The organism is Chryseobacterium mucoviscidosis, from assembly GCF_002177115.1.
GTDB lineage: Bacteria > Bacteroidota > Bacteroidia > Flavobacteriales > Weeksellaceae > Chryseobacterium > Chryseobacterium mucoviscidosis.
Window position 1 is genome coordinate 81,252 of record NZ_MVAG01000039.1, and the last position, 25,308, is coordinate 106,559.

Sequence of the window (25,308 nt, forward strand, 5' to 3'; positions counted from 1 at the left end):
TTTAACATAATTTCTGGCATAATTTTCCTATCTTTAGTAAACAAAATTAAAGGTTATGGTAAATATTGTATTACCCGTAGATTTTGGGGACAAGACAGAGCAGCTTCTGGAAGGAGCTGTAAAATTCGCTAAGCAGATAAACGGCAGGATTTATTTAATTCATGTGGCGCCTTCGGATATCGGCTTTGCGATCGGAGATATGGGATTTCAGTATTTTCCGGAAGTAGAGGAAAACGAGATCCGGGAAGAACTTGTTCAGCTGAACAAAATTCAGCAGAGAATTCTGGCGCATGAGGTAGAATGCGAACATATTCTGAAACAGGGAATTGCAAAAGATATTATTCTGGAACACGCAGAAGATAAAAAAGCCGATTTCATCGTGATGGGATCTCACGGAAGAAGCGGGATTTATGATGTTTTTGTAGGAAGTTTAACAAAAGGGATCACGAAGGATTCTAAAGTTCCTGTTCTGGTTCTTCCGATACATGACTAAAAAGTGAAAATTTTAATCGTTAATAAAAAAGCCGACCAAATAAAAATTTGATCGGCTTTTTACTATATAACCAATTAATTAACCTTCATTTTTGTAGATTTTCGGATCGTAGTAAGGGTTCTTACCTTCCGTTGGAGAATAGTAGTCTTTATCTTTATCACCTCCAAGAGTAACTACCAAAACGTAGCACCAGTAAGTGAACAGTACGCAACAAACGATAAACAGAATCCAGTTCAAAACATTACCGAAAGCATCAAAGAAACCGAAAGACCATTTGAAAACTTTGCTTAAGAATAGAAAGAAAGACGTCATTATTTTCCTTTTTTAAATTAACTTTGTACAAATTTATAAAAAATGTTTAAATTACTTTCAAAAGAAAGCAATATTTTTTCAATTCCTGTTTATATTGGTTTTCTTCTTTTAATAGTAATAACTTTTAATTTATTGAATTTCAACACTTATGAGGGGATTATTGCCGGGATTACTTTTCTGGGAATTGCTTTGGGATATTTCTGTTTTCACAGTATTGCACTCAATTATCAGACGCATCTCCCATTATTCTTATATACATTTTTTGTTTTCGGGTTGTATCCCGGAAATTTAGACATCGGAATTGCTGTCGCACTGCTTACCAATTCTTTTCTTTTGCTGCTTTTGACAAGTACCAATGAGGACATCCGAAAAAAATCTTATGTTCTGGTAGGCTCCATTGTTGCGCTGAATTTTATTTTTCTTCCGACAACATGGCCAATGGCGGTTTTTGTGATTATTCACGTAATTGCTACTTCCGAAAGAATAAGTCTGAATATTTTCAGGTTTTTACTGGGAATTATTTTAATTGTTTTCAGTTATTTTTCGGTAATGTTTTTTATTGATTTTAAAAGCTGGAATATCGATTATTTTCCTTTCGGAAAGATGAAACCTGTGACTGATTACACAGAGCTTCTGCCTTTGATCCCTGTAATTGGCATGCTGATCTACGCTGTGTACGATCATTTCAGAAATTATAACAAAAAAAGCCCGATAAGCCGCTATAAATATACTTTTCTGCTTGTTTTTTCGATGGCTCAGCTTATTACGATTATTCTTTACATGAATAAAAACTACGAATATTTACTTCTTCTTGCCTTTCCTTCCACTATTATTATCAGCAGAATGCTTAGGTTTCTGCCGAAATACTGGATGCAGGAAGTCGGTTTGTGGCTGCTTATTTTCAGTTTAATCGGTTTTAAAGCCGGAACTTATTTTAACTTATTTTAAAGATTATGATTCAGATAGACGATAAATTGATCTCTGAGGATATTTTTTCTGAAGAGTTTGTGTGTAACCTTTCTAAATGTAAAGGTGCGTGTTGTGTGGAAGGAGATGTAGGTGCTCCTTTGGATAAGGACGAACTGGAAATTTTAGATTCTATTTTTGAGAAAGTGAAGCCTTATCTTACCGAAGAAGGTATTAAATCCATCGAAAAAACAGGAACCTGGACGACAGATCCGATGGACGGAATGTATGTAACGCCAATGGTGGAAAACCGCGAATGTGCATACGTAACTTTTGATGAAAAAGGAATTACGAAATGCGGTATTGAAAAGGCATATGAAGACGGCGCAGTAGACTGGCAGAAACCGATCTCGTGTCATCTTTATCCGATCCGTATTAAAGAATATTCTACCTTCAAAGCACTAAACTATGATGTCTGGAAGATTTGCAGCGATGCCTGTACTTTAGGAAAAGAATTGCAGGTTCCTGTGTATAAATTCCTGAAAACGCCTTTGATCCGAAAATACGGTGAAGAATTTTATGACGTTCTGAGCGAAGTAGCGGATGAATGGAAGAAGGAGTATGGATCTTAATTTTGGGTTAGAGAGTGAGCGGGTTTTTAGGGTTTGAGAGTTTGAGGGTGTTGAGTTGTAAGGTTTTTAGTGTTTAATATTTTTTTAACTTAAATGAATTGCATTCAGCCTTAACAGTAATAAAGCAAAACCGTTCTGTAAAATCTACAGAACGGTTTTTAATTGAACTTTATATCGAAAATTATTTTGCTGCTCCGGCTTTTATGACTGCTGTTTCAGCTTTGGCTTCTTCTTTTTTGGCTTTTTCCCAACCGTCTTCCGGCATCAGAGTTGCCACGATTCTGCCTTTTGTAAGATACTTCTTCGCTACATCGTGAAGATCTTTTACCGTTAAAGCTTTTACTTTTTCCTGATAGTTAAGGATTTCATATTTATCGCTTCCATCAACCTGATTTTTAGTAAGCGCATTCATCCAATACATATTGTCTTTCATATTGGTTTTATCATCATTGTACTCTCCTTCCTTATATTTATCAAGATCCTTTTGCTCAGGCCCTTTATCTATTAACTTCTGAAGTTCTGCAATCGCACTTTTCGTTAATTTCTCAGCATTTTCCGGTCCACAAGGGAAATTGATGCTAAAACTGTAATTACTGAACGGAACTTTGTACATTCCACCTCTTGCTCCGCCACCGTAAATTCCGCTTTCATCTTCTCTCAGTTTTTCAATCACCTTAATGGTTGCCACTTCTCCAAGAGCCTCTAAAGCCAGTGCTTCTTTTTCGTTGTAAGGCGCTTCTCCGCTGTACGCAATGGTAACCATACTTTTAGGATCTTTTCCTTTTTTGTAGACCTTAGAATAATCTCCGGTTATCTGTCTATATCCTGTATCTTTAAAAGTAGACGTTTTTCCGCTTGAAGGAAGACTTGCAATGTACTGTAACACTTCATTTTTAAATGTTGCCTCATCAATATTTCCTACAAAATAAAACTGGAAGTTTCCGGCATTGGAGAATTTCTCTTTATAAATATCGTACGCTTTTTTATAATCTGTATTTGCCCAGTCTTTCTCCATCGGGATAATTCCTACAAATCTCGGGTTTTTCTGATTCATGAATTTCGCATGCTCACTGGAGAAATAAAACTGAGGATTGGACAACAGGTTATCCATCATCGCAGACTGTTTTGTTTTGTAAGCATTAAATGCATCAGGATTGTAATTTAAGCCTGTAAAATAAGCATACATTAATTCCATTGCTGTTCCAAGATCTTTTCTGGTAGTTCTTCCGGAAACTCCTTCCGTTACATTTCCGATTGAAGTATTTACATTAACCTGCTTTCCTGCAAGATAATTGGTAAGGTCTGCTTTGGAGAAACCATTAACTCCGGCTTCAGAAAGCGCAGGAAAAGCAAACTGGGTTTTAATAAAATCGGCATCGTTAATTACAGAACTTCCTCCTAAACTTCTCGCTGCAAAAACAATTTCATCGTCTTTAAAGTCTGTTTTCTTGAAAGTAACTTTTGCGCCATTGCTCAGCGTCCATGTTGTGGTTCCTAATTTGACATCGGTTTCCGTTTTAGCAATCGTACCTTCAGATTTAAACGGTTTCACTAAATTTTTAATCGTAGCTTTTTCTTCATAAGGCTTAAGATCTGCCATTTTCACTCCTTCAAAAGTATTCAGCACCATCGCTTCCGTCGGCATCTGAACATTGTCTTTTTTAGGACCGGTAATTACCACTACCCTGCTGTCGTCTTTTACCAGTTTTTTAATCACTTCATTGGTCTGAGCCAGCGTTACAGAAGGTAAGAATTTTTTGGTGTCTTCATATTCCCATGCAATTCCCGGCATTGGTTCCTGCTCCAGGAAGTTTCTTACATATTCGTCTACAAGGATATCACTTTCCGTTTTATCTCTGTTGTTGTACGTTCTTTCAATATTAGACATTACCTGAGATTTTGCCCTGTCTAACTCTGTTTGTGTAAACCCGAATCTTTTAGCTCTTTCCGTTTCTTCCAGAAGAACTTTTAAAGCATTAAGCTGGTTTCCGTCTTTCACCATTGCCATTCCCTGAAAAGCTTCCTTGCTTCTCGCATAGGTTCCGCCGTGATAAACGTAACCGTATGTGAAAGGAGGATTGTTGGAATTTACCAATTCTCCAAGTCTGTTATTCAACATGGTGGAAGCAAGCTGTTCTACAAGACTCTGGTTGTACTGTTCTACTGTAACATCGGGCTGGTAAGATTCAGAATCTTTCATGATGAACTGAACCATAGATCTTGTAGCATCCGGATCTGTTTCGATAGCCACCAAAGTTTCCTTATGGTTCGGAAGATCGAAATTCTTTCTATCTCTAGGTTTTGAAGGATTTTTATATTTGCTGAAATTATCTTTAATTTTCTTTTCAACTTCGTCCACATTAATGTCTCCCACCACTACAATTGCCATCAGATCCGGTCTGTACCAGTCTTTATGAAACTGTCTGATAACATCCGGCTTGAAGTTTTCCAAAACGTCTTTTTTCCCTATCGGAAGTCTGTTGGCGTACTGAGAGTTATACAGTAATTTCGGAAGGTATTTATCCGACATTCTTTTGTCTGCTCCCAAACCAAGTCTTAATTCTTCGAGAACAACTCCTCTCTCTTTATTGATCTGCTCATCAGAAAGGGTAGCGTTGAATGCCCAGTCTTCCATCACTTTAAGACCTGCATCCAGATTTCCCGGCTTGTCTAAAGGAACAGGAAGCATATAAACCGTTTCGTCAAAGCTGGTGTAAGCGTTTAAGTGCTGTCCGAATTTTACTCCGATTGACTGTAGAAAATCGACAAGTTTATTATCCGGAAAGTTTTTTGTTCCGTTGAAGTTCATATGCTCCATGAAGTGAGCCAGACCTCTCTGGTTTTCATCCTCAAGGATAGATCCTGCATTAATTGCCAGTCTGAAATCTACTTTTTTTTCTGGTAATGTATTTTTTCTGATGTAGTACTTCATCCCGTTTGGAAGTGTACCGGTCTTTACAGAAGGATCCATAGGAATATTCTGTGCAAATGCATTGGCAGACATCAGAAAGACAACTGCAAGCGACGAAAACATTTTTTTCATAGTTGTTTCGATTATTAATTTTTATGGTTCAAAAATATGATTTATTCACTTAACGAGGAAATGTTCAAATTATTATTTAAAGTTAAATTCGAGTTAATTATCGTTAAAATTTTAAGCTAAAAAAATTGAATTTCAGAAGATAGAAAACGGCTTTAAAAGGGAAAATCCCAAGCCAAAGTAATGTAATCTTTTCTCATCAGTATGTTTTTGTGTTATAATGTGGCAAAATTAAAAATTCAACTGTTAAAGAATATTCTTTTTTAGTTAAACTTTAGTTAAAAATGTGGTATCATCAAAAAAGCCGAGCATTGCCCGGCCTTATTATGTTAAATAGCGAATTTTTTATTTAAAATCCGCATCCGTAACTCCTGAATTGATCGTTACTTTTGTCGTTTTAATAGTCATGGTCTGTCCGCCACCCTGCGCTTCAATTAAGGAAGGGAATTTAATTCCGTCTACCGTTAAATAATCTTTTGTAAACGCTGTTCCTTCTTTTGCATCTGCTTTATACAAGAGACCTGTAGAAGCATCAAAATAAAATTTTCCTTTGTCGGAAGTTAACACATTATAATCTTTTCCGTCGATTTTTTCTGTGGTAACATCTTTGAATTTGGTATAATCGTATCCTAGCGCATCAATAATTTTTCCATTCTTTAAATCTCCCAGTTTATCTGCCGGAATTTCGCTTTTGTTGCCCATCTGCTCCATATACCCTTTTTCGCCGTCGAAATACTGAGAAGCAGCTTTCTGTCCCATAAAAAACTGTTCAGATTTGAATTTATTGCCCATTTTTTTGGTCGTCATCGTGATTTCTCCCGGAAGCGCAGCCCCCGAAATTGTATTTTCCATCACAATGGATTTCACCGCTTCAAGTTTATCTTTTCCTCCAAGTGCCGTAAGATATTTATCGATAACTTCTTTTGGAGTAAGTTTAGATTTTACCGCTTCCGTTTTAGCGGGAGCAGCAGTAGTTTTTTGTGCTGCTACCGAAGTGGAAAAAAGCACAACGCAAAAAAACGGAATGATGATCTTTTTCATAAATAAAGTTTAGTGTCGTAAATATAGGAATATTAAACAAATAAATGCAGATGTTTACTCAATAAAAAAACCACTGCAAAAACAGTGGTTTTCAAATATTTATAGTAAAATAAATTACTTTTTAAGCTCTTCCAAAAACTCGTCGTGAGAAATTGCAGTTTCTTTTTTCGTTGCTTTTTCAAGGATTACATCTTTCAGCTTCGTCATTGCAACTTCAGAAGAAATCTGTCTTACCTGCTCCTGGTCTTTCAACATTTCAACAGCATATTTTTGGATCTCTTCGTCTCCTAAATGGTGGATTCCGTAGATAGCCAATTGATTTCTTACCAATTGTTCAGCCTGTCCTAAAACATCAGCATAGTCTAATTTAATGTCGTTATCCGTCATTAATTTACCTTCGATGATCTGATATTTCAACTGGTTTTTCTCAGATTCAAGAATTTCTTTTGCCTGTTCTTCAGACTGGATGTTTTGGTTAGAGAACATTAACCATTTTACAAGGAACGTTTCAGGAAGCTTTACTTCTTCTTTTTCTGAAACCTGCTCCAATACTTTATTCACAAAGTGAACATCAGCATTTTGCTGGAAGTACTCGTCTAATTCAGATTTTACTTTTTCCTTAAGTTCTTCTTCAGACTTAATGTTTCCTTCTCCGTACACTTTATCGAATAATTCCTGATTAAGTTCAGCCAAGTTAAGACCGTAGAAATCTTTTACTTTTACTTCCACTTCGTTGTGGTGTAAATGCTCAACTTCTTCTTTAGAGAATCCTAATTCTTTAGCCAATTCTTCATCAGAAGCAAGAGTTTCTTTAGAAACTTTTACAGAGCCGTCCATTTTCAAAGATTTTACCAGTTTGAAAGCTTCTTTGTTTTCAGCAGTAATGGTAATGTTCTTTGGATGGTGGTGATGCTCTCCTTCTGCATCTTCTTCCACAACCTGAGAAATTTCTAAAGCGATGTAAGAATCTTTATTGATTTTTTCTTGAGGAGCCTGCTCTGCAAAACGCTTCTGCATGTTCTCAATACTCTTGTTGATTTCTTTTTCAGAAGCCTCTACTTTGTAGTGTGGAGCTTCATATTTAGCCAGGTCAATAGTGAATTCAGGCTCAAATCCTACTTCAAAAGCAACTTCAAGCTGATCCGCATTGTAATCGAATTCGTTTACTGGCTGTGGAACCGGCTGACCAACTAATCTTAGTTTGTTTTCGTTTACGTAGTTGTTTAAAGCATCAGAAACCTGCTTGTTGATTTCTTCAAAAGCAATACCTGCTTCATATTGTTTTCTAACCATACTCAAAGGCACTTTTCCTTTTCTGAAACCAGGAACTTGCGCATTTTTAGCATAATTAATCAATTGCTTATCAACTTTTTCTTTATAGTCAGATTTTTCCAATGTCACTGTAAGCAATGCACTTACATCATCATGGTTTTTTGCAGTAACCTTCATTATTGATTAAAATTTTAGGTTGCAAAAATATAAAATTTTTATGAAAAAATATCAATTAAAATGAACTTAAAACGCCAAATCTTATTAAATAGAAAAACCACCGGAAAAATTACGGTGGTTTTTGCTAACAAGATTAAAGATATTAAAAGGTTATTTTAATTCGTAATGGTATAGTTTGCCTGCGCATCTGTTTCTCCTCCTACCTGCGTTCCGTAGATTACTCCGTTTGTGGTTGTCTGGGAATCCTCCGTTATACTTGCCGGTTCATGGTATAAAGTAAAGATAAGCTGGCTTGTAGCAGAAGGGTTTTTAACGGCTTTGTTTACTACCCATTCTGTTTTTAATCCTACACGTTTTCCGTCTGCTCTTGTAGAAGAAGCATCGTCTGTACGCGTTAAGGTAATATCGGAATTCGGGAAATTAAATATTAAAAAATGCTCGTCTTTTGCATCCTTAATTTCCTGTGTGGCATCTTCGTTTCCGTTTTTAAACTGTGCAGTTACCTGATAAGTTTTTCCGTCGGTTAATTTAATCGCCTGAGCTCCTCCCGCTCCCATACTATAATTATACGTTTGGGTAGTTCCCGCCGCAACATCTTTCACATTCAAAATAATGTTGGTAAGGTCTTCCTGCGGAAGATCGTCTTCTGCCGCAGATCCGTCTCTCTGACAAGAAACTACGGTGATGGCGATGAATAAAACTGCTAATAATTTGATGATATTTTTAGTATTGAATAATTTCATTTTTTTAAAATTTTAAAGTTGTATATTTTGTCTGATGGTTTTAAAAATCTTTAGAATCTGTATCTAAAGTTGAGAATAAAGTTTCTTCCTGCCTCATCCGAGAAAAACCGCATCCTGTTCAGATAATCTCTGTACGTAAAATTGAAAAGATTGTTCACGATAAGTCCCGCAGAAAGATTTTTGCTGATGTTGATTCCTGTCTGGATATTCCAGAGAGAATAACCGTTTGGCGGAGTACTCAGATCCACCGTTTTTTCCACTTCATCTCCGTCTATATATATTGGTATGGTCGCATTGTACACCGGAAATCTGTTCTGCTTAAGAAAAGTCTGGTTTTCTACCGTAAAATAAAACTGCTTCCAGTTTTCCTTTTTAAACTGTAATGCATTGGAAAAATTAGGAGGCATCATTAAAATCAACGGAACATTGTTTGTGTCGTCCTGTCCGTAAACATAACTTCCCTTTCCTACATAAGTAAGATGATCCGTAAGTTTAAGATTAACATCCAGATCTACCCCATACATTTTGGCATCAATCTGCTGATAAGACCACACCGGAAATACTCCTCTGATCGTATTCTGAACTCCTGTAGGAACTTCGTTGATGAAATTCTTGGTGATAAAAAAGTACGGATTCACAGAAACATTCAATCCTTTTAAAACATTGAATTTTGAATCCACAGTAAGATTAAACTGATGTCCCTGTTCATTCTTTAGTCCCATATCTCCGATTTCGATCACAGAAGCAGAATGGTGCAGTCCGTCTGAAAACAATTCAGCAATATTCGGTGTTCTGCCCACTTTTGCATAATTGAATTTCAGATCAAAAGATGAATTCGGGCGATATTCAAGACCTGCATTGAAAGATACATTGTTATAATTCAGTTGAGGACGCGTAAGAATCCTGTTCTGGTCTGTTTTTACATAAAACTGAGGATAAGAATCTGCATATCTCTTCTCCCAATCGCTTTTATCGTACCATTTGGTAACATCATAACGCGTAAAATCGTATCGCGCTCCTGCCTCCACATTGAAATTGCCGGAGATTTTATATTTAAAAATGGAATAAAAACCTGCCGCATATTTATCATAGTTTGGAATCAGACGTCTCGCTTTTGTCGCCGGATCCGAATAATTGTTCTGAAAACTCGCATCAATTCCTGTTTCCAGAGAAAACTTCCCTCTTTCCAGCAAATCATTAAGATTAAACTGATGCGTCATCAGTTCCAGATCCAGAGAAGGCGTATCTTTCAGCTCTCCTCTTCTGATGTCATATTCCTGTCTGTGGTTGTATTGATAACTGTACGTTGCAGAAACTTTTCCGATATTTTCAAATCTTTTGAAAGCCGAAACTTTGGCGATATGATGCTCGATCACCTGTCTCGGATTATCAATATCATAACTGAAAGTTCCTGTATAAATCGGAATTTTCGTGGTAGTTGCGTTGTAAAAATCTTCATTGTTTCCCACATGAGAACCTCTGTAGATCCCGATATTCTGGTTCGTTAAATAATAATCGAAAGAAATTCCTCTTTCATACGTATTATTCTGAACGGTAAAATTAAAGGAAGAAAAATCCATTCCAGTATTCATCAGGTTATAATCCGGAGCGTTCTGATCTCCAAGTTTTTTGATGCTTCCTCCGGTTTTTACCGCCCATCCGTTTTTCCAGATTTTCGCGACATCCGCATCCAGAGCCATTCCTCTTCCGTTTGATATTCCGGTAAGACCGACTGAACCTTTTAAAGTATCCTTTTTAGGGAAAATTTCAGGTTCCATCACCACGACTCCGCCAATCGCATCACTTCCGTACTTCAATGCTGAAGCTCCTTTGATAACGTCGATATGCTGGAAATTATTAATATCCACATTCGGAGCATGTTCTACTCCCCACTCCTGCTCGGCAAGTCTCACTCCATTGTTTAAGATAGAGATTCTGCTTCCGTAAAGCCCGTGAATAATAGGTTTTGAGATATTATTTCCTGTTTTCAAAGCACTGACTCCCGAAATCTTCGTCAATAAATTTCCCAGATTTTCAGAAGAATATTTTTCGATTTCGGCTTTATCAAGTGTTTTAATAACAAGAGATCCGTTGTTTTTATGGTTTCCGTGTATGGTAACCGTCTCGATATCCTGAATATGATGTTCAAGCGTAATTGTTAAATGCAAATCCTGTGTAACTCCTACATTTTCAGTATAATCATTACAATCAGGATGTTTAGCAATGAGCATATATTTTCCCGCAGGAATTTTATTGATTGAAAACTTACCGTTTTTGTCGGTTTTTGCAGAAAAATCTCCAATTTTCACGGATGCATTTTCCAGCATCGTTTTATCATGAAAATCCTGAACTGTTCCTTCTACCGTGTAAGTCTGCTGTGCGTTTGTCAATGCAAATCCGCAAAGGATCAGCATAAAACTATAGATCAATTTCATTGTTAAATAGATTGATTGTGTACTTTTCAGGGTACTTTTTCGTTAAAATTTGAATTGGATTTTTAGCTTCAGACAACGAATCTCGATGTTCTATTTTGAACCGTTAAGATTTGTTTTAAAAATTTTATAGCAATTAAGTTTAACCTTTCTTTTAAGGGATACAAAAAATCTATATGATTTTCTTAATAAAACTTACTTCCTAAATTCATCTTAATGGTTAAAAAAAAATTAGATTAGTTTAATTAAATACATTATGTATCTAAAAATTATTTAGCAAAAATCCGAAAAGAATCTATGAATTATGAAATTGCGGGCGGACCGCGAAGCTGAAAGGTAAATTTGGTCTGAGACCATATTTTTTCCTGAACGGTAATAATCCTTTTAACTTCGTGCGTGTAATGCGCAAAAGAAAAACTGAATTCTTCAGGAACTAAAGTATTTCCGGTAGCTAAGAAATGACAGGCAAGACAGTCTGCTGATTTTTCCTTCGCTATATTTTTAGTAACTGTATTGTCCGATTTTTTGAAGCTGAAGTTTTTAAAAACATCTTCGGAACTGTGACTGTGGAAATTCTGGGAAAACAGCGCAAGAAAATAGATCCCAAACAATAATTTGGAAATAAAATTCTTTAGATTTCTGTTTTCTTTAAAGATCATTCGTCAAAATTATAAAAATAATTTAAAAATTGAGATTAAAGTTTTCTTAAAATATTTTGATAGATAAGTAAGTAGAAATGAGATTTTGTTACAAACTGTAGTCAAACCTTATAGGTTCTAAAAACCTATAAGGTTTATTTTATGTATTTCTTAGAAATTAATCCAACTGTGTCCCCAAATATTCCCACTCCTGCAAAGCAAGATCCAGTTCTTCTTTGGTATTGTTGTATTTTTCCAGTGTTTCTTCAGAAGGATTTTCTTTGGTGAAAGAAGCTTCAAATTCCTCAACTTTTGTTTCCAGCTCAGTAATTTTTTCTTCTACTTTTTTCAGTTTATTCTGAATATTTTTCTGCTCTTTGCTTACAATGGTTGATTGTTGAGTTTCTGTTGCAGGCTTTTCCTCTTTTTTTGCCTTTATCTCAACCTTGGTATCTTCTCCGTGCAGTTTTGCTTTTTCAGCAGAAATTTCTCGAATTGATTCTTTCTGTCTGAATTCAAGATATTCGTTGATGTCTCCTAAGAATTCTTTCATTTTACCATCACGGAATTCGTAGATCTTATCACAAAGTCCCTGCAAGAATTCCCTGTCGTGCGAAATCACAATTAACGTTCCTTCAAATTTCTGAAGAGCCAGCTTGATGATTTCCTTAGACTGGATATCCAAGTGGTTCGTAGGTTCGTCCATAATCAGCGTGTTGAAAGGACGAAGCAACAATTTACAAAGCGCCAAACGGTTTCTTTCCCCTCCGGAAAGTACTTTCGTTTTTTTATTCACCGCTTCACCCTGAAAAAGGAAAGATCCTAACAAATCACGGACTCTTGGTCTTGTTTCTTCGGTTGCCGCGTCTTCCGCTTCTTCCTGAACGGTTTTATTCGGGGTTAAAACTTCCTCCTGATTCTGAGCAAAATACCCGATGTTTACATTATGTCCAAGATTCCATGTCCCTGAGTAATCTTTGATATCTCCTGCAAGAATTTTCGCCAACGTTGTTTTTCCCTGTCCGTTTTGTCCAAGAAGCGCAATTCTGTCTCCTCGCTGAACGATAAAATCCACATCATCAAAAATCTGTTTTTCGCCGTAAGCTTTTCCAAGATTTTCAGCTTCGAAGATAATTTTTCCCGGAACCTGCGACTGTACGAAACGTATATTGAATTTAGAAACGTCTTCATTATCTACTTCAATACGTTCGATTTTGTCTAATTTTTTAATCAAAGACTGTGCGAAAGATGCTTTTGTAGCACTTGCACGGAACTTATTGATGTTATCTTCCATCTGCTTGATCTCCGCATCCTGATTCTTTTTAGCCTGAATCAGTTTTTCGCGGCGGTCTTCGCGCATCACAAGATATTTGGAATAATTCGCTTTATAATCGTCAACTTTTTTGTTGTTGATATCGAAAGTACGGTTACAAACCGCAGTCATGAACTGCTTATCGTGGCTTACCAGAACAATTGCTCCGGGATAATCTTTCAAAAAGTTTTCCAGCCACATGATGGATTCCATATCCAGGTGGTTCGTAGGCTCATCGAGAAGCATGATGTCGTTCTTTTGCAGCAACAGTTTTGCCAGCTCGATTCTCATTCTCCAGCCTCCGGAAAATTCATCGGTAATTTTCTGGAAATCATCCGCTTTGAAACCAAGACCAAACAATACTTTTTCCATATCGCCTTCGAGATTGTAAGCGTCGTGGTTCATTAAAAGATCATTCAGCTCCGTCATCTTATTAATCAGATCCGTATAAGAATCGCTTTCATAGTCGGTTCTTGTCGCCATCTGATGATTCACCTCTTCAAGCTCATTTTTCCATGCGTTGATCTGTTCGAAAGCCTGCATGGTTTCTGCCCATACTGTTCTTCCTTTTACGAAATCGAGATCCTGTTTTAAGAAACCAATGGTGATGTTTCCTTCCGGAACCACGTTTCCTTCGTAGAAATTAATTTCTCCGGAAAGCATTTTCAATAAAGTGGATTTCCCCGCTCCATTTTTACCGACCAAACCAATTTTATCATCCTTTTTAATCGTGAAATTCACGTTTTGAAACAGATATGTTCCTGAATGATGTAATCCTAAACCTTGAACCGAAAGCATGTGTTAAATAATGATTAATAGTGAATAATGAATTTTCGGGTGCAAAAATACGGAAAAGAAATGAATGCTGCATTATATGCAGAAAACCACCCTTAAAAGAGTGGTTTTCTGATGTAAAATTTAATATTAAGTTGTTTTTTTTAAAATGTTTTCGGAGTAACTTTGATATGATCTGCTGCGTTTCCTCCTCTCAGGAAAGATGCCAACTCTACAATATTATTGCTTATCGCTCCATAGATCGCGGTATCGCTTCCATTGTACATTCCCTGTTTGCCTCCAAACCACCAGTTATTGCTTAGTCCGCTATGTCCCTGTGCCAAAGCAACATTGTAGAAGGTACAGGTTTTTCCGCCTTTGAATTCGAGAACCAGGGTTCCGATCATAGCAAAATTAAGTTCTCCCGGATCGTGGTTAAAAGTTGTTCTGTTTGCGGGAACTCTTGCAGAAAACCATTTGGCTACTGCTGAAGATCCTTTTCTTCCGATAGAAAAAATAAACTTTCCATCGCTTCCGCAGCTTGCTGTAAATCCTACATAAATATGTCCTTTAGGATCCTGTCCTTCAGTAATTGAAAACTCGTTTACGGTAAAAGATCCTTTTACCAAATTATTGGAAGCCGTATCGAAATAGACTTCGTTATCTCTGTATTCCATGATTATGTTCTGTTTTTTAGTCTTTGTAAATGACTTTAGGTTTAACTATAAGTGAATTTCATTCCTATTGAAGCTTCCTGTAAGAACAACCCAAAGTAACAAAGAATAAGAAGAAAAAACTACAGTATAAATAACCAAATTAAAAATAGGTAGTTTCACGTAAAAAAAACTGAGCTGCCTAACCAAGACAGCTCAACACCTAAATTTAAAACTGAAAATGTACTAACATTTATTATAAAAATTTTCTTTGATCAAAATGGTACGGCTCCAATTATCATTATTGGGAATATTGGTTCCGTAGGCGTAATCCACGACAGAATCTTCAATATGATGAATCTCCGACTGTAATCTGGATTGGTTTTTATTGAACTGATCGTCCGAATTACTCGGAACATTCAGACCGTTATTGATGATTTCTGTAGGAATTCCCGATTTGGATTCCATCATTAAAGCAGGATGATACAACCCGAAATTTGCCGAAATATGGGTATAATCTGCCAGTTTTTCATAATTGTAATCCGGCTTAAGGTCAGGCGAAAGGTTTTTAATATAATTTTCAAGAGCCTCCGATAATTCTATAAGGTAAGGATGTGTTTCGGGATGAATTTCAAAAGTAGATTCATTAAAATCCTCCTCAAAAACAGACTGCTCAGAATTGGTTTCCATCAGCATAAGTTTTCCGTAGACTTTTGAAAGATCGCTGTACACCAAATCTCTTGTAACGTAAGCCTGAGAAAAAATATCGCCTTTATCTATTTTATAATCTTGTAAAACGGAATTCCAAATTTTCTTTTTTTCTGAATCTAAAGCCGTTCCTCTAATGTTTTCCACATAGTAATAGAGTTCTCTATTTTTAATGAAATTCGGAGAAATGTAAACCGATTGGGAACCTTCTAAATATCCTCCTCCTACATCTGCATGGGCTCCCGGAACGAAAATTTCTTTCCATACCGAGTTTCCGCTTTCCCATTTTGCGTCTGTTCTGTCTTTTGATTCTTCGAAAATACCTGTAAGAGGAAAAAAATAACGGCATTCGTTTACGCCACAAATGTGCAGAACTCTTTCAGTTTCGGGTAAAACCGCCACATCGTAATCGTTGAAAGCAGCAGATTCTACCGTATCAAAAATTCCCAAAAATTTAATTTTAATTTTTTTTTCTGAAAATTCTGAGGTATGCTGTATTATTTTATTACAAAAAGTTCTTGCCAACATGGCTCCACGACTGAAACCATAGATGTATAAATGGTATTCTCTTGTATCGTCCTCAATTGTATTTTTAATGAAGGAAAAAGCTTCTTCCAGTTTATCATCTGAAGAATATCCGTGATATCCCGCAGGATTTTTGCACGTAGCCATCGCAAAATCGCTGTCTTCATTTCCTGCAACCGTTCCGATTCCTCCTACATATTTTTTCTCATCACTTTTAAACAGCTTAAATAATTTATAGATATTGGTAATATTACCATAATAGCTTTCGTTATTCCTAAGTGGTTTATTATGAGAAGTGGCATTCATCCCGTTGTTTCCTGTTCCATCGAAGAAAATTCCGACAGAGATGATGTTGTTTTCCATTACACTTTGTGGTTTTTATCTTTTCTTCATTCCTAAAAATGAAGTACTTATTATATGAACACTCCAAAGTAACGATGAAAAAAACCGGAATAATAGAGTAGAAAGTACCAAATAAAAAATTCCGTATTTCTACGGAATCAGATTCTTTCTAAGGGATGAATATTGTTGATAATGGCATAAATTACAATTCCCACTGTATTTTTAGCTCCTATTTTTTCGACGATTCGCTGTCTGTGGCTTTCTACGGTTCTGGGACTGATGAATAATTTTTCTGCGATTTCGTTATTGGTGCATTCCTGACAGATGAGTCTTACCACATCTTTTTCGCGGTCGGAAAGTTCATCGTCCATTTCAAAGAGTGTTCTTTTTTTGGTCGGACTGTTCATGTACGAAAAAATCATCTGATGATCTTCCGGAGTGAAGAAGATTCCGTTTTTGTAGACCATGGTAATGGCTTCGATAAAAGCATTTCGGTTAGAGTTCTTCGGCAGAAATGCTGAAACACCCAGCTTCACCATGTATCCCAGAATGGTTGTTTTGTAATGGGAAGAGAGGATAATAATTTTAAGATGGGGATATTTTTCCTTTAAAATTTCTACCAGCTCAAAGCCGTTCATGGGCTGCATCTGTACGTCTACCAAGGCAATATCGGGAAAATCTTCTTCAGAGGTTTCTTCTAAAGTTTCTAAAAAATCCGGTCCGTTGGTAGAGGTAGATCCTACCGTGATATTGGGTTCCGAAGACAATAACATTTTTACGCCTTCGAGAATCAGTTGTTCGTCATCAATTAATGCTATTTTGATCTGGGAGTTCATTGTATGGAATTTTTATAATTAGTCGGCTGCCTTTACCTAGGGTATTTTTCCATTTGTGCGCCGCGTTCATAGATTTTATTCTGGATTCTATATTTTTAATACCCATTCCCTTTTTTACCTCATCATACTCAAAGCTTTGTCCGTTATCGGAAATGATAACTGCAAGATTTGTTTTATTATCTTTAATATAGATCCAGACTCTGGATGCTTCCGAGTGTTTAAGGACATTGGTGGTAAACTCCTGAATAATTCTGTACAACTGAACTTCCACGAAGATTTCTTTTTTCTGAAATTTCGGACTTACGTTCAGTGAAATATTTATTCTTCCTGATAAATTGGCAATCAGCTCTTCAATATAAAGAACAAGACCCACAGATTCCAGATTCACAGGATATAATGAATGCGAAATGCTTCTGGCAGAATCTATGAGAGAAGACATTTGTGTGGTTATATTTTTTTTGATGAGTTCATCGCCTTTGGTATCTAAATTATTCAGCCATAAAGAAAGAATATTCAGACGGTTTCCGATGTCGTCGTGGATCATAACGGCAATTCTTTTCCGCTCGGATTCCTGCGCTTTAATATTTTCCAAAGCAAGATTTTTCTGATGCTGTACTTCTGCTTCGTACTGTGCATTTTTCTCTTTAATGATTCTCTGGATGAAACTTCTGTACGCCAGCAAAATAAATGTCATGATGATTACCAGAACGGCAATCAACGCGACAAAAAAAGTGATATTTAAGGTTATTTCTTTAATCTTAAAAAGGTATAGATGATTGATATATATAAAAAGCTGCAGAGCACATTATTGATGCTCCATATCATTCCTGCCTGTTTTACTCCAAAATCTGCAAGCTGACGAAGAAGGAAGAATAAAAAGACCGACAATCCATAATACAGGAAAATAAGACTGTCTACCGCCATGAAACGGTCATTTACCTTGATGTTTTTAATTTCCATAAGCAGTGCATAACCGGCAAAGCAGATCACAATAATATTTGAAATTACTTTCTTTACTTCATTGGTTACCATTCCTGTATCCAGCAAAAAGAAGAGCGCCAGTACTACTACCGGAAGGTAGCAATACCATGGTAATGATAATTTTTTCACGAAAAGAATTCCCAAGATGAGAAATTCTCCTGCTACGTAATAAGGAAACAGAAAATCCAGTCCTTTTACATGAAAAAGACTGATAGAAACTCTTCCTGCCGCTTCTATCAAAAAAAGAAAAATGATATAATATACATACCATTTTTCTGTGTTTCTAAGTGTTTTGTACTTTAAAATTCCGATTAAAGCACAAATAACAAGTAAACTGTTATTAAGATAAAGTATTACCTGGTAAATATCCACAATATATTTTAGTTAAAAATTACATAAACTGGCAGATAGGCGGACATGCATTTGACCAATCGTATGTATTGGAGATTTTTTCAACACTTACTCCGTTTTCACTGCCTTCCAGATTTGTATAAAAAGAAATGAAAATAAGCGTAGGCAAAACTCTCTGATACACCTGAGAAAATTTCAGTCCGAAGGAACAAACCATATGGGAAAGCCCTGCTTTCGGCGGATTAAGATTTTCTGCAGGTACGTAAAACTGTCTGAAAATTCTTGCTCCCTGAAATTCTGTGCATTCTCTGTAGAACCACGTCATTGCTTCGTTTCTCCAGGATTCTATGGCTTCGATTGCTTTATCCTGCTCCATCATGGGCTTATTGGCAATCGGCCAGAACATATCCGAACTGTTATCGACTGTTTTAAGATCTTTGGAAAGAACCGCATTTTTCACAAGCGTATATTCTTCCGTTTCCACCAGATTAAGGTCTTCCTTCAGTTCAGCTAAAAAGCTGTAAGGATAATCCTGTACTTCTTTTTTATGTCCTCCTTCGTCCATCGGGCAAAGAACAGCAACCATCTTATTCTCGTAAATACCGATCTGAGCACAAAACTCACTTCCTGTATTTTCGTTCTTCACCCAGTTGATCTGTTCTGCATCAAAATCAAAAACATAATTGGTAGGAATCAGATCTTTAATGGCATTGTAATTTCCACGGCAATTGTCCCACGCTGCAAATGCTAATTCGCATTGTTCTCTGTTGAATGTATTCATATTTTCACGGTTTTTCTAAGGCATAAAATTATAGAAACTAAATTATCTATGCAAGTATCTCACGTATAATTGAAAATTAGTTAATAATTCTTTACTGTAATGTGATAACAGCTCTGTTGTTTCTCTTTGATGTAATAAATTCTTCCCAGATCATAATAATACTTCAGAACCTTCTCCAAAGCAGCTTCCAACTTAGGATTATGCTTTAAAACACCATTAAACCGTACATACGAAATGTCAAAAGAATTTCCGTAGTTATGAGAACTGATTCCCAATGCCGCATTAGAATTTACTCTTCTCAGTCGGCACTGGTCTTCCAGTGTTCTGGTAATGGAAGAAACCGTAAAAACATTCCCTTTTGTTTCCTTACTGAAACGCGCTCCTATTTTCTCGAGCATCGATTTCCCTTTAGAAACCATGTACGCTCTGCTGTAATCCAGTTTCTGAACCCGATATCCGGTTCCCGATTTTTTTATTTTATGAAATTTTCCTTTGCTGATATAATTCTGAACAGTCTTTGAATCCTTTAGAAGCTTTACCCCAAAACTTTTTGAGGCATCCAGATGCGGCTTATAAAGAAAAGTGGGTTCTACTCTTAAAACTTCTGTAAGATCATAGCATGGTAATGTTTTTTGAGCCGCCTGTGAAGAAAATATGCCATGAAGAAAGGAAGCAAAGATCACACACAAAAACTTTTTCATGAAAGAAATTTTAAAAATTATAAACTAAAATAATCATTTATGAAATAAATATAAACTCTAATAAACATATATATGAAAATAATTAACTATTATTTTTATTTTAAATTATTAAATCAATAATAAAATCAAAATTTAATTTGCAATAAGTTTAAAATTATACTTTTTAATTCAATATATTAATGATAAATTTGAAATACTTTTTAAAAATAAACAATATGATAAAAAAACTTTTTGCTGAATTTTTCGGCACATTCTGGCTTGTTTTCGGAGGTTGCGGAAGTGCAATCTTCGCCTCGCAGATTGCAGCGGCATCTAATGGACAATTAGGGATTCTTCTTCTGGGTGTTTCGCTGGCTTTCGGGCTTACTGTTCTTACCATGGCATATGCAGTAGGACATATTTCAGGAGGTCATTTCAACCCGGCTGTTTCTGTAGGACTTCTGGCAGGTGGAAGATTCTCTGCAAAAGATCTTGTTCCATATGTTGTGGCACAATGTTTAGGAGCAATAGGAGCTGCAGGAGCATTGTTTACTATTCTGAGCGGTTCCGGAACTCCGGATTTTTCTGGACCGGGAGCTTTTGCCACCAATTTCTACGGTGAAGCGGTCTATTTTGGAAAAAGCTACTCGATGAGTGCTGCTTTCTTAACAGAATTTTTACTGACTGCTTTTTTCCTGATCATCATTCTTGGCGCAACAGATAAGTTTGCCAACGGAAAATTTGCAGGTATTGCGATTGGTCTAGGATTAACGTTAATCCATTTGATTTCTATCCCGATTACGAATACTTCCGTGAATCCTGCGAGATCACTTTCTCAGGCAGTTTTTGTAGGCGGAAACGCAATGTCTCAGCTTTGGCTGTTTTGGGCTGCTCCGATTTTGGGAGGAATTACAGGAGGATTGATTTACAGATTCCTATTGCAGCGAAACGGCATGGAAGAATTAGATAGTTAAAACAAAATCCTGTCAGCCGACAGGATTTTTTTATGTTTGACATTTTGAAAGACTACTTTAATTTTTTAAGATCAAACGGATTTTTGAAGATAAGTTCTTCGTGTTTTCCTTTGATTTCCATTTTTTTATATAAAAGACTCAGCGCCATTTTCCGGATGAAAAGATCTTTATCATTCAGTTTCCAGTAAGAATCTTCGTGTACTTTTCTGGGTTTTCTTACAATATAAAATTCCGTTTCCCAAGAGTCTACGTTGTGGTAAAATTCGATAATTCCGCAATGTTCGGGAATCATTTCATGATCTACCATTCCCATCGGAAGCAGAAAACTGAACGCATTGCAGACATAATCTCCGCAGGAAATTTTATCGTGTTTTAAAAATTTTTCGCCTGTATTGGAGTTGGTGTAAGATTTTTTAAAATCATTTTTAAAATCGCTTTTCGAGAGCTTGATTTCAATTTCATGACTGAATCCTTCGGAATCAACAATCAGAATATCGGCTTCCCAGTCTGCCTGAAAATGATTGGTCAAAACAATTTCTTTCTCAAAATTGCATTGAGAATGAATAAATGCGTGAACCAATTCTTCTATTTTTAACACTTTTGTTTTTTTATTTTTTGTTTTCAACGCGAAGATCGCATCGCAAAGATTTTATTTAGTATTTGTTCTGTATATTTTCGCTCGCAAAGGCGTTTTCACTAAGCAAATGATAGCAGAATTTTAAATTTTGAGCCTGAAAATTCTACAATGTTAAAACACTTCAACTACAAAATCAATCAACTTACCAGCAGACTGCATCCGCGAATATCTGAATGATCGATTCTGCCTAAAACCTGAAATTTATCTCCGACAATTTTTCCTAAATCCTGCGTGGCGATGAATGCACAGGAATGTAAATTTGCCAAGTCGATGATATTAATCGCTCCCGTTCTTCCCTCTTTTTCATAATTAAAGGGATCTTCTGCATTTCTGATCATGATGCGCATCCAGTTCGGACATTCATATTCATTATTTCCCAAAGAATATGCCTGCGAAAGAAGCTCCGTCATGGAATATTCTGAATAAATTTTATCGGTTTTAAAACCTTCCTGCAAAATTTTCAACAGCTCATCTTTGGTCATTTCCTCTTTTCTGCCTTTCATTCCTCCGGTTTCAATTACGGTTAATGAATCGGAGAACTGAAGCGTTTTTGAGCTGCTGTCACAGAAGTCTAAGAAATCCAGCAAAGCAAAAGAAACACCGAACAGAATAACTTTTTTATTTTGTAATTCATTTAAAAGGGTAAATAAATCTTCATGATTGTACAGGAAATATCCGTTTTCAGGTTTTCCGGATTTTTTCATCAGGTAATCTACCATGTAAATCAGCGAAGAGTTTTGTCTCTCCAGATAACTTGGCAGAAGTCCGAGGAAAATGAAGTCTTCCGGTTTTCCGATAAACTGTTCAAAGCTTTTATAGATGCTTTCTTCGTACAGTTGAGGATTGGCAATGAAATGTTTTGATAAATTCATCTGTGTGGTTCCAGAACTCTGAAAAAAAAGGTCAGTGGCTGTATTTTTATCTAAAACCTGATGATTTTTAAACATTTCAATGGGCAGAAAAGGAATTTTTGAAAGCTGATTTACATGATCTGGCTTGATGTTGAGATAATCTACAAAACGTCTGTAAACTTCAATATTTTCATACTGATAACGGAAGGTTTCCAGTGATGCAGCCAAAAAATCCTGCTCTGTCTGTATGCCGAATATATTTTTCACTTCTAAAAATATTTTTATTCTTTCAACCTCATTTACAATTACTTATCATAAAAAAGATTATTTTTTAATCATTTTTAATCTTAAAATTAAAAAATGGTCAGATTATTGCAATGAGTAATGCGGAATATGGATTAAAAACATGAATGAATTTCGGTTCATTCGGAAATTACCTCAGCTTTTGGGGTAATTTTTTTTGTACTGTCTCCAAAGGTTTTCAATTCAAAATCATGCTCAAAAACACCATAGGTAAAATAAGAGATCCAGTCTCCCAGATTGATGTATTTTGCTTTTCCTTCAAGATCCAGAATCATCGGAAGATGACGGTGTCCGTAAATAAAATAATCGATTGGCTGAGTTTTAAGTTTTTCTTTTGAATAAATGATCAGAAATTCCTTATCCTCTCCCAGAAATTCTTTATCCTCATCTCCTGAAATCATTTTATTTTTCTGAGACATATACAATGCAATCTTCATCGCAATATCGGGATGCAGCCATTTGAAGAACCATTGCGCGACAGGATTGGTAAAGACTTTTTTCATTCTTTTATATCCTTTATCTCCCGGTCCTAATCCATCACCATGAGCCAGTAAAAACTGCTTTCCGCCCATCTCAAAATACTGCTTTTTATAGAAAACCGTGCATCCGATTTCTTCTTCAAGATAATCTTTCATCCAAAGGTCATGGTTTCCCACAAAGAAGTAAATGTGGATTCCACGGTCTTTCAGTTCGGCGATTTTTCCCAGAACACGAACGTATCCTTTCGGAATTACGTGTTTCCACTCATGCCAGAAATCAAACAGATCTCCCATTAAAAAAAGAACCTGTGCATCATGCTTTATCTCGTCCATCCAACGGATAAACCGCTCTTCGCGCAGTTTACTTTCCTTTGGATTCGGTGCGCCAAAATGCTGGTCTGAAGCGAAATATACTTTTTTACCGGGTTCTAAATTAATGGTTGTTTTTAACACCGTTCTGAGTTTTTCTGAATAAAAAATTACTGATTATCTTCCGCAAACCACTCTCCGTAAGAGTTTTCGGTTTCATGAAGTTTAAGATAAGCCAAGGAAATTCCTTCCGGAAGTTTCGATTTTATTTTTGCTGCGATAGCATACAACATATTCTCGCAGGTCGGCTGAAATGTACAATAGATCACTTTATGCCCTTTTTCCTCAAGATCTTCCCCGAGTTCTCTGTGCGGCGAAAGTCCGTTGATGAGAACGGCATGATCCCAAACATCTACAATTTCAGACTTAACGATACTTTTAATATCACCAAAATCCACCACCATCCCATTCTTAGGGTTTTCCAAATCATTAACAGGCTTTCCTTTCACTGTTACAAACAGCTTGTAGGAATGTCCGTGCATATTTTTACATTTCCCGTCGTAATTGTATAAAACGTGAGCGGTTTCGAATGTAAAAATTTTTGTAATACGTATCATAATGCAAAGATAAGGAATTTGGTTTGTTCCGTTCATGTTCTTTGAATACAAGAAAATGATCTTCATGAAAATAATGGCACTAACATACAATGTTACACAATAAAAAAGAGAGCAGCGATTGCTCTCTTTAAATTTAGTTGTTTTTAAGCTGATTATTTACACAGTCATATAAAAATTTAACTAATTGGTCTGACTGTAAATCTGAACTATAATTTATCTCTGGCATTTGTTTCATACATTTTGCATCAAATGAATTAAAAAGATTTTGTTTTCTTTCATCTGATATATCTAAGTTCCTTAAATGGTCTGCAATTTTATTTATAGCGTTTTGAATCTTTGATACATTACTATTGTATCTGTTCTGTTTAGTTGTCATTGCATTTCCTAAACCTGAAATATCCAATTGTTGCGGATCTCTGTACTGTGTAGGTTGTCTGTATTGGGAATAACCATACAGGGAAATACATGTAAAAGCCACTGTTAATAAAGTCTTTTTCATAAGATAGATTTTTATAAACCTACCGAACCCTAAGTAGAAGTTTTGATTTTAAATTAAGAAAGGCATGGGTTCGTAGTCTTATTTAATCTGTAGAGGCTCTGGTAAACCATGAGGTATAAATAAGCGAAACCCATGCCCATATAGAGCATGAGCATTCAACTTACTTATTCTACACCTCATTTTGAATTTACCAGATTCCTACAGGCAGAATAAAAGCTAATGCGTTCTTTTATTATATTTTAACTTCTACAAATATAGAGAAAATGTGTATATTTAGAAAAAAAATTAACTATGGAACAACCTCTTTTTATTTTCCATGAGGCTTATGAAAAGTACAGACTCAAGAATCATGTAATTGTTAATAACTATATATCTTTAATAAAAAAGGAAAGTGAAACATTAAGTAAAAATGATTTACTTGAATTAATTAAAATCAAAAAAGACAATCTCATAAAGGAGTTGCTTGATAGTTTTAATGTGTTTTATGATGAATGTTCCGAGAACATTACAAATGAAAGAGCAAAAGAAGCACAAAAAGAAAAACCATTATTATTTAAGAAATACATAAGGGATTTTATTAATGAAGACGAATATTATGTTTCCTTATTTGAAAAAGGAATTAATCATCTTTTGTAATAATTTCAGATACTTTATTAAAAATATTTTCAATCTTTTTATTCATATTTTCTTCTTCTTTAATTGAGCCAATTCTTAATTCAAGATCTTGATAATTTGTTAATTTTAATATCGTATTTAGACTATTTTTGATTTTAAGTACTTCATCAATAATTTGATGATCTATTTGATTTTTTTCTTATATATTATCTACTATTTTGTAAAATTTTAAATAATAAAGTCCCAATTAAGGGGCTTTATTTTGGTTGTATTTTAATCAATTGTTGGAGTAGCTTTTCAAATTCTACATTTACTTTTTTGAATATCCGTAATTTCACCTAAATTTAGTAAATTTGCGTATAGTCAATTGTTTAAGATGAATATATTTAGTTTTA

Annotated in this window: 25 protein-coding genes; 5 read left to right on the forward strand and 20 right to left on the reverse strand. The window is 35.6% G+C overall.

Translation table 11 applies throughout. From position 1 onward, the window contains the following. Window positions 1-55 precede the first annotated feature (55 nt). Window positions 56-493 (forward strand): universal stress protein, encoded by a 438-nt coding sequence (locus B0E34_RS00995; RefSeq protein WP_087705986.1) that lies wholly within the window; start codon window positions 56-58, stop codon window positions 491-493. Between the two features lie 78 nt (window positions 494-571). On the opposite strand, the gene B0E34_RS01000 is transcribed toward B0E34_RS00995, so the two are convergent. Beyond that, window positions 572-805: a DUF6341 family protein gene (locus tag B0E34_RS01000; RefSeq protein WP_087705988.1), complete on the reverse strand. Its 234-nt coding sequence runs from the start codon at window positions 803-805 to the stop codon at window positions 572-574. 42 nt (window positions 806-847) lie between these two features. On the opposite strand from B0E34_RS01000, the gene B0E34_RS01005 reads away from it, so the two are divergent. Both B0E34_RS01005 and B0E34_RS01010 read left to right on the forward strand, forming a co-directional pair. Next, window positions 848-1,753 carry a DUF6427 family protein gene (locus B0E34_RS01005; RefSeq protein WP_087705989.1) on the forward strand — a complete coding sequence of 302 codons (906 nt, stop codon included), beginning with the start codon at window positions 848-850 and terminating at the stop codon, window positions 1,751-1,753. 5 nt (window positions 1,754-1,758) lie between these two features. Then, complete coding sequence (locus B0E34_RS01010) at window positions 1,759-2,343, forward strand: DUF3109 family protein (RefSeq protein ID WP_087705991.1); 585 nt, start codon at window positions 1,759-1,761, stop codon at window positions 2,341-2,343. A 181-nt stretch (window positions 2,344-2,524) separates the two neighbouring features. Here the strand turns inward: B0E34_RS01010 and B0E34_RS01015 are convergent, their stop codons facing one another. The 14 genes from B0E34_RS01015 to B0E34_RS01080 all read right to left on the reverse strand — a co-directional run bounded on the left by B0E34_RS01015 (window position 2,525) and on the right by B0E34_RS01080 (window position 19,650). Beyond that, a complete protein-coding gene (locus tag B0E34_RS01015) occupies window positions 2,525-5,386 on the reverse strand; it encodes a M16 family metallopeptidase (protein ID WP_087705993.1) in 2,862 nt (953 codons plus the stop codon). A 342-nt stretch (window positions 5,387-5,728) separates the two neighbouring features. Beyond that, window positions 5,729-6,424 (reverse strand): hypothetical protein, encoded by a 696-nt coding sequence (locus tag B0E34_RS01020; RefSeq protein ID WP_087705995.1) that lies wholly within the window; start codon window positions 6,422-6,424, stop codon window positions 5,729-5,731. A 114-nt stretch (window positions 6,425-6,538) separates the two neighbouring features. After that, window positions 6,539-7,873 carry a trigger factor gene (locus tag B0E34_RS01025; protein ID WP_087705997.1) on the reverse strand — a complete coding sequence of 445 codons (1,335 nt, stop codon included), beginning with the start codon at window positions 7,871-7,873 and terminating at the stop codon, window positions 6,539-6,541. Between the two features lie 155 nt (window positions 7,874-8,028). Continuing rightward, window positions 8,029-8,616 carry a hypothetical protein gene (locus B0E34_RS01030; RefSeq protein ID WP_087705999.1) on the reverse strand — a complete coding sequence of 196 codons (588 nt, stop codon included), beginning with the start codon at window positions 8,614-8,616 and terminating at the stop codon, window positions 8,029-8,031. Window positions 8,617-8,666: 50 nt separating this feature from the next. Continuing rightward, window positions 8,667-11,051 carry a TonB-dependent receptor gene (locus B0E34_RS01035; protein ID WP_087706001.1) on the reverse strand — a complete coding sequence of 795 codons (2,385 nt, stop codon included), beginning with the start codon at window positions 11,049-11,051 and terminating at the stop codon, window positions 8,667-8,669. A gap of 299 nt (window positions 11,052-11,350) precedes the next feature. Then, complete coding sequence (locus tag B0E34_RS01040) at window positions 11,351-11,707, reverse strand: hypothetical protein (protein WP_087706003.1); 357 nt, start codon at window positions 11,705-11,707, stop codon at window positions 11,351-11,353. 157 nt (window positions 11,708-11,864) lie between these two features. Beyond that, entirely contained in the window at window positions 11,865-13,796 is a 1,932-nt protein-coding gene (gene abc-f / locus B0E34_RS01045) for a ribosomal protection-like ABC-F family protein (RefSeq protein WP_087706005.1), read from the reverse strand. A gap of 140 nt (window positions 13,797-13,936) precedes the next feature. After that, a complete protein-coding gene (locus tag B0E34_RS01050; protein ID WP_087706006.1) occupies window positions 13,937-14,449 on the reverse strand; it encodes a hypothetical protein in 513 nt (170 codons plus the stop codon). 222 nt (window positions 14,450-14,671) lie between these two features. Then, window positions 14,672-16,021, reverse strand: coding sequence for a T6SS phospholipase effector Tle1-like catalytic domain-containing protein (locus B0E34_RS01055; protein ID WP_087706008.1), 1,350 nt, complete (start codon window positions 16,019-16,021; stop codon window positions 14,672-14,674). Between the two features lie 137 nt (window positions 16,022-16,158). After that, window positions 16,159-16,836: a response regulator transcription factor gene (locus B0E34_RS01060; RefSeq protein ID WP_087706010.1), complete on the reverse strand. Its 678-nt coding sequence runs from the start codon at window positions 16,834-16,836 to the stop codon at window positions 16,159-16,161. Continuing rightward, window positions 16,805-17,530, reverse strand: coding sequence for a sensor histidine kinase (locus tag B0E34_RS01065; RefSeq protein WP_165762926.1), 726 nt, complete (start codon window positions 17,528-17,530; stop codon window positions 16,805-16,807). Before B0E34_RS01065 ends, B0E34_RS01060 begins: the two co-directional genes overlap by 32 nt. A 50-nt stretch (window positions 17,531-17,580) precedes the next feature. After that, window positions 17,581-18,189, reverse strand: a complete 609-nt coding sequence (locus B0E34_RS01070) for a hypothetical protein (RefSeq protein WP_087706012.1) — start codon at window positions 18,187-18,189, stop codon at window positions 17,581-17,583. Window positions 18,190-18,208: 19 nt separating this feature from the next. Further along, window positions 18,209-18,949 (reverse strand): hypothetical protein, encoded by a 741-nt coding sequence (locus tag B0E34_RS01075; protein WP_087706014.1) that lies wholly within the window; start codon window positions 18,947-18,949, stop codon window positions 18,209-18,211. A gap of 80 nt (window positions 18,950-19,029) precedes the next feature. Then, window positions 19,030-19,650 carry a DUF5715 family protein gene (locus B0E34_RS01080; RefSeq protein WP_087706016.1) on the reverse strand — a complete coding sequence of 207 codons (621 nt, stop codon included), beginning with the start codon at window positions 19,648-19,650 and terminating at the stop codon, window positions 19,030-19,032. Between the two features lie 218 nt (window positions 19,651-19,868). Between B0E34_RS01080 and aqpZ the strand changes: the two genes are divergently transcribed. Continuing rightward, complete coding sequence (gene aqpZ / locus B0E34_RS01085; RefSeq protein ID WP_087706033.1) at window positions 19,869-20,603, forward strand: aquaporin Z; 735 nt, start codon at window positions 19,869-19,871, stop codon at window positions 20,601-20,603. 52 nt (window positions 20,604-20,655) lie between these two features. Here aqpZ and B0E34_RS01090 read toward each other — a convergent pair whose 3' ends face one another. The 5 genes from B0E34_RS01090 to B0E34_RS01110 all read right to left on the reverse strand — a co-directional run bounded on the left by B0E34_RS01090 (window position 20,656) and on the right by B0E34_RS01110 (window position 24,298). Continuing rightward, window positions 20,656-21,201 (reverse strand): hypothetical protein, encoded by a 546-nt coding sequence (locus B0E34_RS01090; RefSeq protein WP_087706035.1) that lies wholly within the window; start codon window positions 21,199-21,201, stop codon window positions 20,656-20,658. 176 nt (window positions 21,202-21,377) lie between these two features. Next, the gene (locus B0E34_RS01095) at window positions 21,378-22,358 is read right to left on the reverse strand and encodes a LuxE/PaaK family acyltransferase (protein WP_087706018.1); all 981 of its coding nucleotides are present in this window, start codon (window positions 22,356-22,358) and stop codon (window positions 21,378-21,380) included. 155 nt (window positions 22,359-22,513) lie between these two features. Beyond that, on the reverse strand, window positions 22,514-23,326 hold the full coding sequence (locus B0E34_RS01100) for a UDP-2,3-diacylglucosamine diphosphatase (RefSeq protein ID WP_076390961.1): 813 nt from the start codon (window positions 23,324-23,326) through the stop codon (window positions 22,514-22,516). Between the two features lie 26 nt (window positions 23,327-23,352). Beyond that, the gene (locus tag B0E34_RS01105; RefSeq protein ID WP_087706037.1) at window positions 23,353-23,799 is read right to left on the reverse strand and encodes a 6-pyruvoyl trahydropterin synthase family protein; all 447 of its coding nucleotides are present in this window, start codon (window positions 23,797-23,799) and stop codon (window positions 23,353-23,355) included. A gap of 133 nt (window positions 23,800-23,932) precedes the next feature. Then, on the reverse strand, window positions 23,933-24,298 hold the full coding sequence (locus B0E34_RS01110; protein WP_087706020.1) for a hypothetical protein: 366 nt from the start codon (window positions 24,296-24,298) through the stop codon (window positions 23,933-23,935). A gap of 291 nt (window positions 24,299-24,589) precedes the next feature. Between B0E34_RS01110 and B0E34_RS01115 the strand changes: the two genes are divergently transcribed. Beyond that, a complete protein-coding gene (locus tag B0E34_RS01115; RefSeq protein WP_087706021.1) occupies window positions 24,590-24,934 on the forward strand; it encodes a hypothetical protein in 345 nt (114 codons plus the stop codon). Window positions 24,935-25,308 lie beyond the last annotated feature (374 nt).

Bases quoted from the DNA above. Each gene is read 5' to 3' on its own strand.
- B0E34_RS01110 (WP_087706020.1), bottom strand. From the start codon at position 24,298: ATGAAAAAGACTTTATTAACAGTGGCTTTTACATGTATTTCCCTGTAT.
- abc-f (WP_087706005.1), bottom strand. From the start codon at position 13,796: ATGCTTTCGGTTCAAGGTTTAGGATTACATCATTCAGGAACATATCTG.
- B0E34_RS01050 (WP_087706006.1), bottom strand. From the start codon at position 14,449: ATGGAATACAGAGATAACGAAGTCTATTTCGATACGGCTTCCAATAAT.
- B0E34_RS01115 (WP_087706021.1), top strand. From the start codon at position 24,590: ATGGAACAACCTCTTTTTATTTTCCATGAGGCTTATGAAAAGTACAGA.
- B0E34_RS01015 (WP_087705993.1), bottom strand. From the start codon at position 5,386: ATGAAAAAAATGTTTTCGTCGCTTGCAGTTGTCTTTCTGATGTCTGCC.
- B0E34_RS01010 (WP_087705991.1), top strand. From the start codon at position 1,759: ATGATTCAGATAGACGATAAATTGATCTCTGAGGATATTTTTTCTGAA.
- B0E34_RS01080 (WP_087706016.1), bottom strand. From the start codon at position 19,650: ATGAAAAAGTTTTTGTGTGTGATCTTTGCTTCCTTTCTTCATGGCATA.
- B0E34_RS00995 (WP_087705986.1), top strand. From the start codon at position 56: ATGGTAAATATTGTATTACCCGTAGATTTTGGGGACAAGACAGAGCAG.
- B0E34_RS01105 (WP_087706037.1), bottom strand. From the start codon at position 23,799: ATGATACGTATTACAAAAATTTTTACATTCGAAACCGCTCACGTTTTA.
- B0E34_RS01040 (WP_087706003.1), bottom strand. From the start codon at position 11,707: ATGATCTTTAAAGAAAACAGAAATCTAAAGAATTTTATTTCCAAATTA.
- B0E34_RS01035 (WP_087706001.1), bottom strand. From the start codon at position 11,051: ATGAAATTGATCTATAGTTTTATGCTGATCCTTTGCGGATTTGCATTG.
- B0E34_RS01055 (WP_087706008.1), bottom strand. From the start codon at position 16,021: ATGGAAAACAACATCATCTCTGTCGGAATTTTCTTCGATGGAACAGGA.
- B0E34_RS01030 (WP_087705999.1), bottom strand. From the start codon at position 8,616: ATGAAATTATTCAATACTAAAAATATCATCAAATTATTAGCAGTTTTA.
- B0E34_RS01000 (WP_087705988.1), bottom strand. From the start codon at position 805: ATGACGTCTTTCTTTCTATTCTTAAGCAAAGTTTTCAAATGGTCTTTC.
- B0E34_RS01065 (WP_165762926.1), bottom strand. From the start codon at position 17,530: ATGACATTTATTTTGCTGGCGTACAGAAGTTTCATCCAGAGAATCATT.
- B0E34_RS01020 (WP_087705995.1), bottom strand. From the start codon at position 6,424: ATGAAAAAGATCATCATTCCGTTTTTTTGCGTTGTGCTTTTTTCCACT.
- B0E34_RS01025 (WP_087705997.1), bottom strand. From the start codon at position 7,873: ATGAAGGTTACTGCAAAAAACCATGATGATGTAAGTGCATTGCTTACA.
- B0E34_RS01060 (WP_087706010.1), bottom strand. From the start codon at position 16,836: ATGAACTCCCAGATCAAAATAGCATTAATTGATGACGAACAACTGATT.
- B0E34_RS01075 (WP_087706014.1), bottom strand. From the start codon at position 18,949: ATGAATACATTCAACAGAGAACAATGCGAATTAGCATTTGCAGCGTGG.
- B0E34_RS01005 (WP_087705989.1), top strand. From the start codon at position 848: ATGTTTAAATTACTTTCAAAAGAAAGCAATATTTTTTCAATTCCTGTT.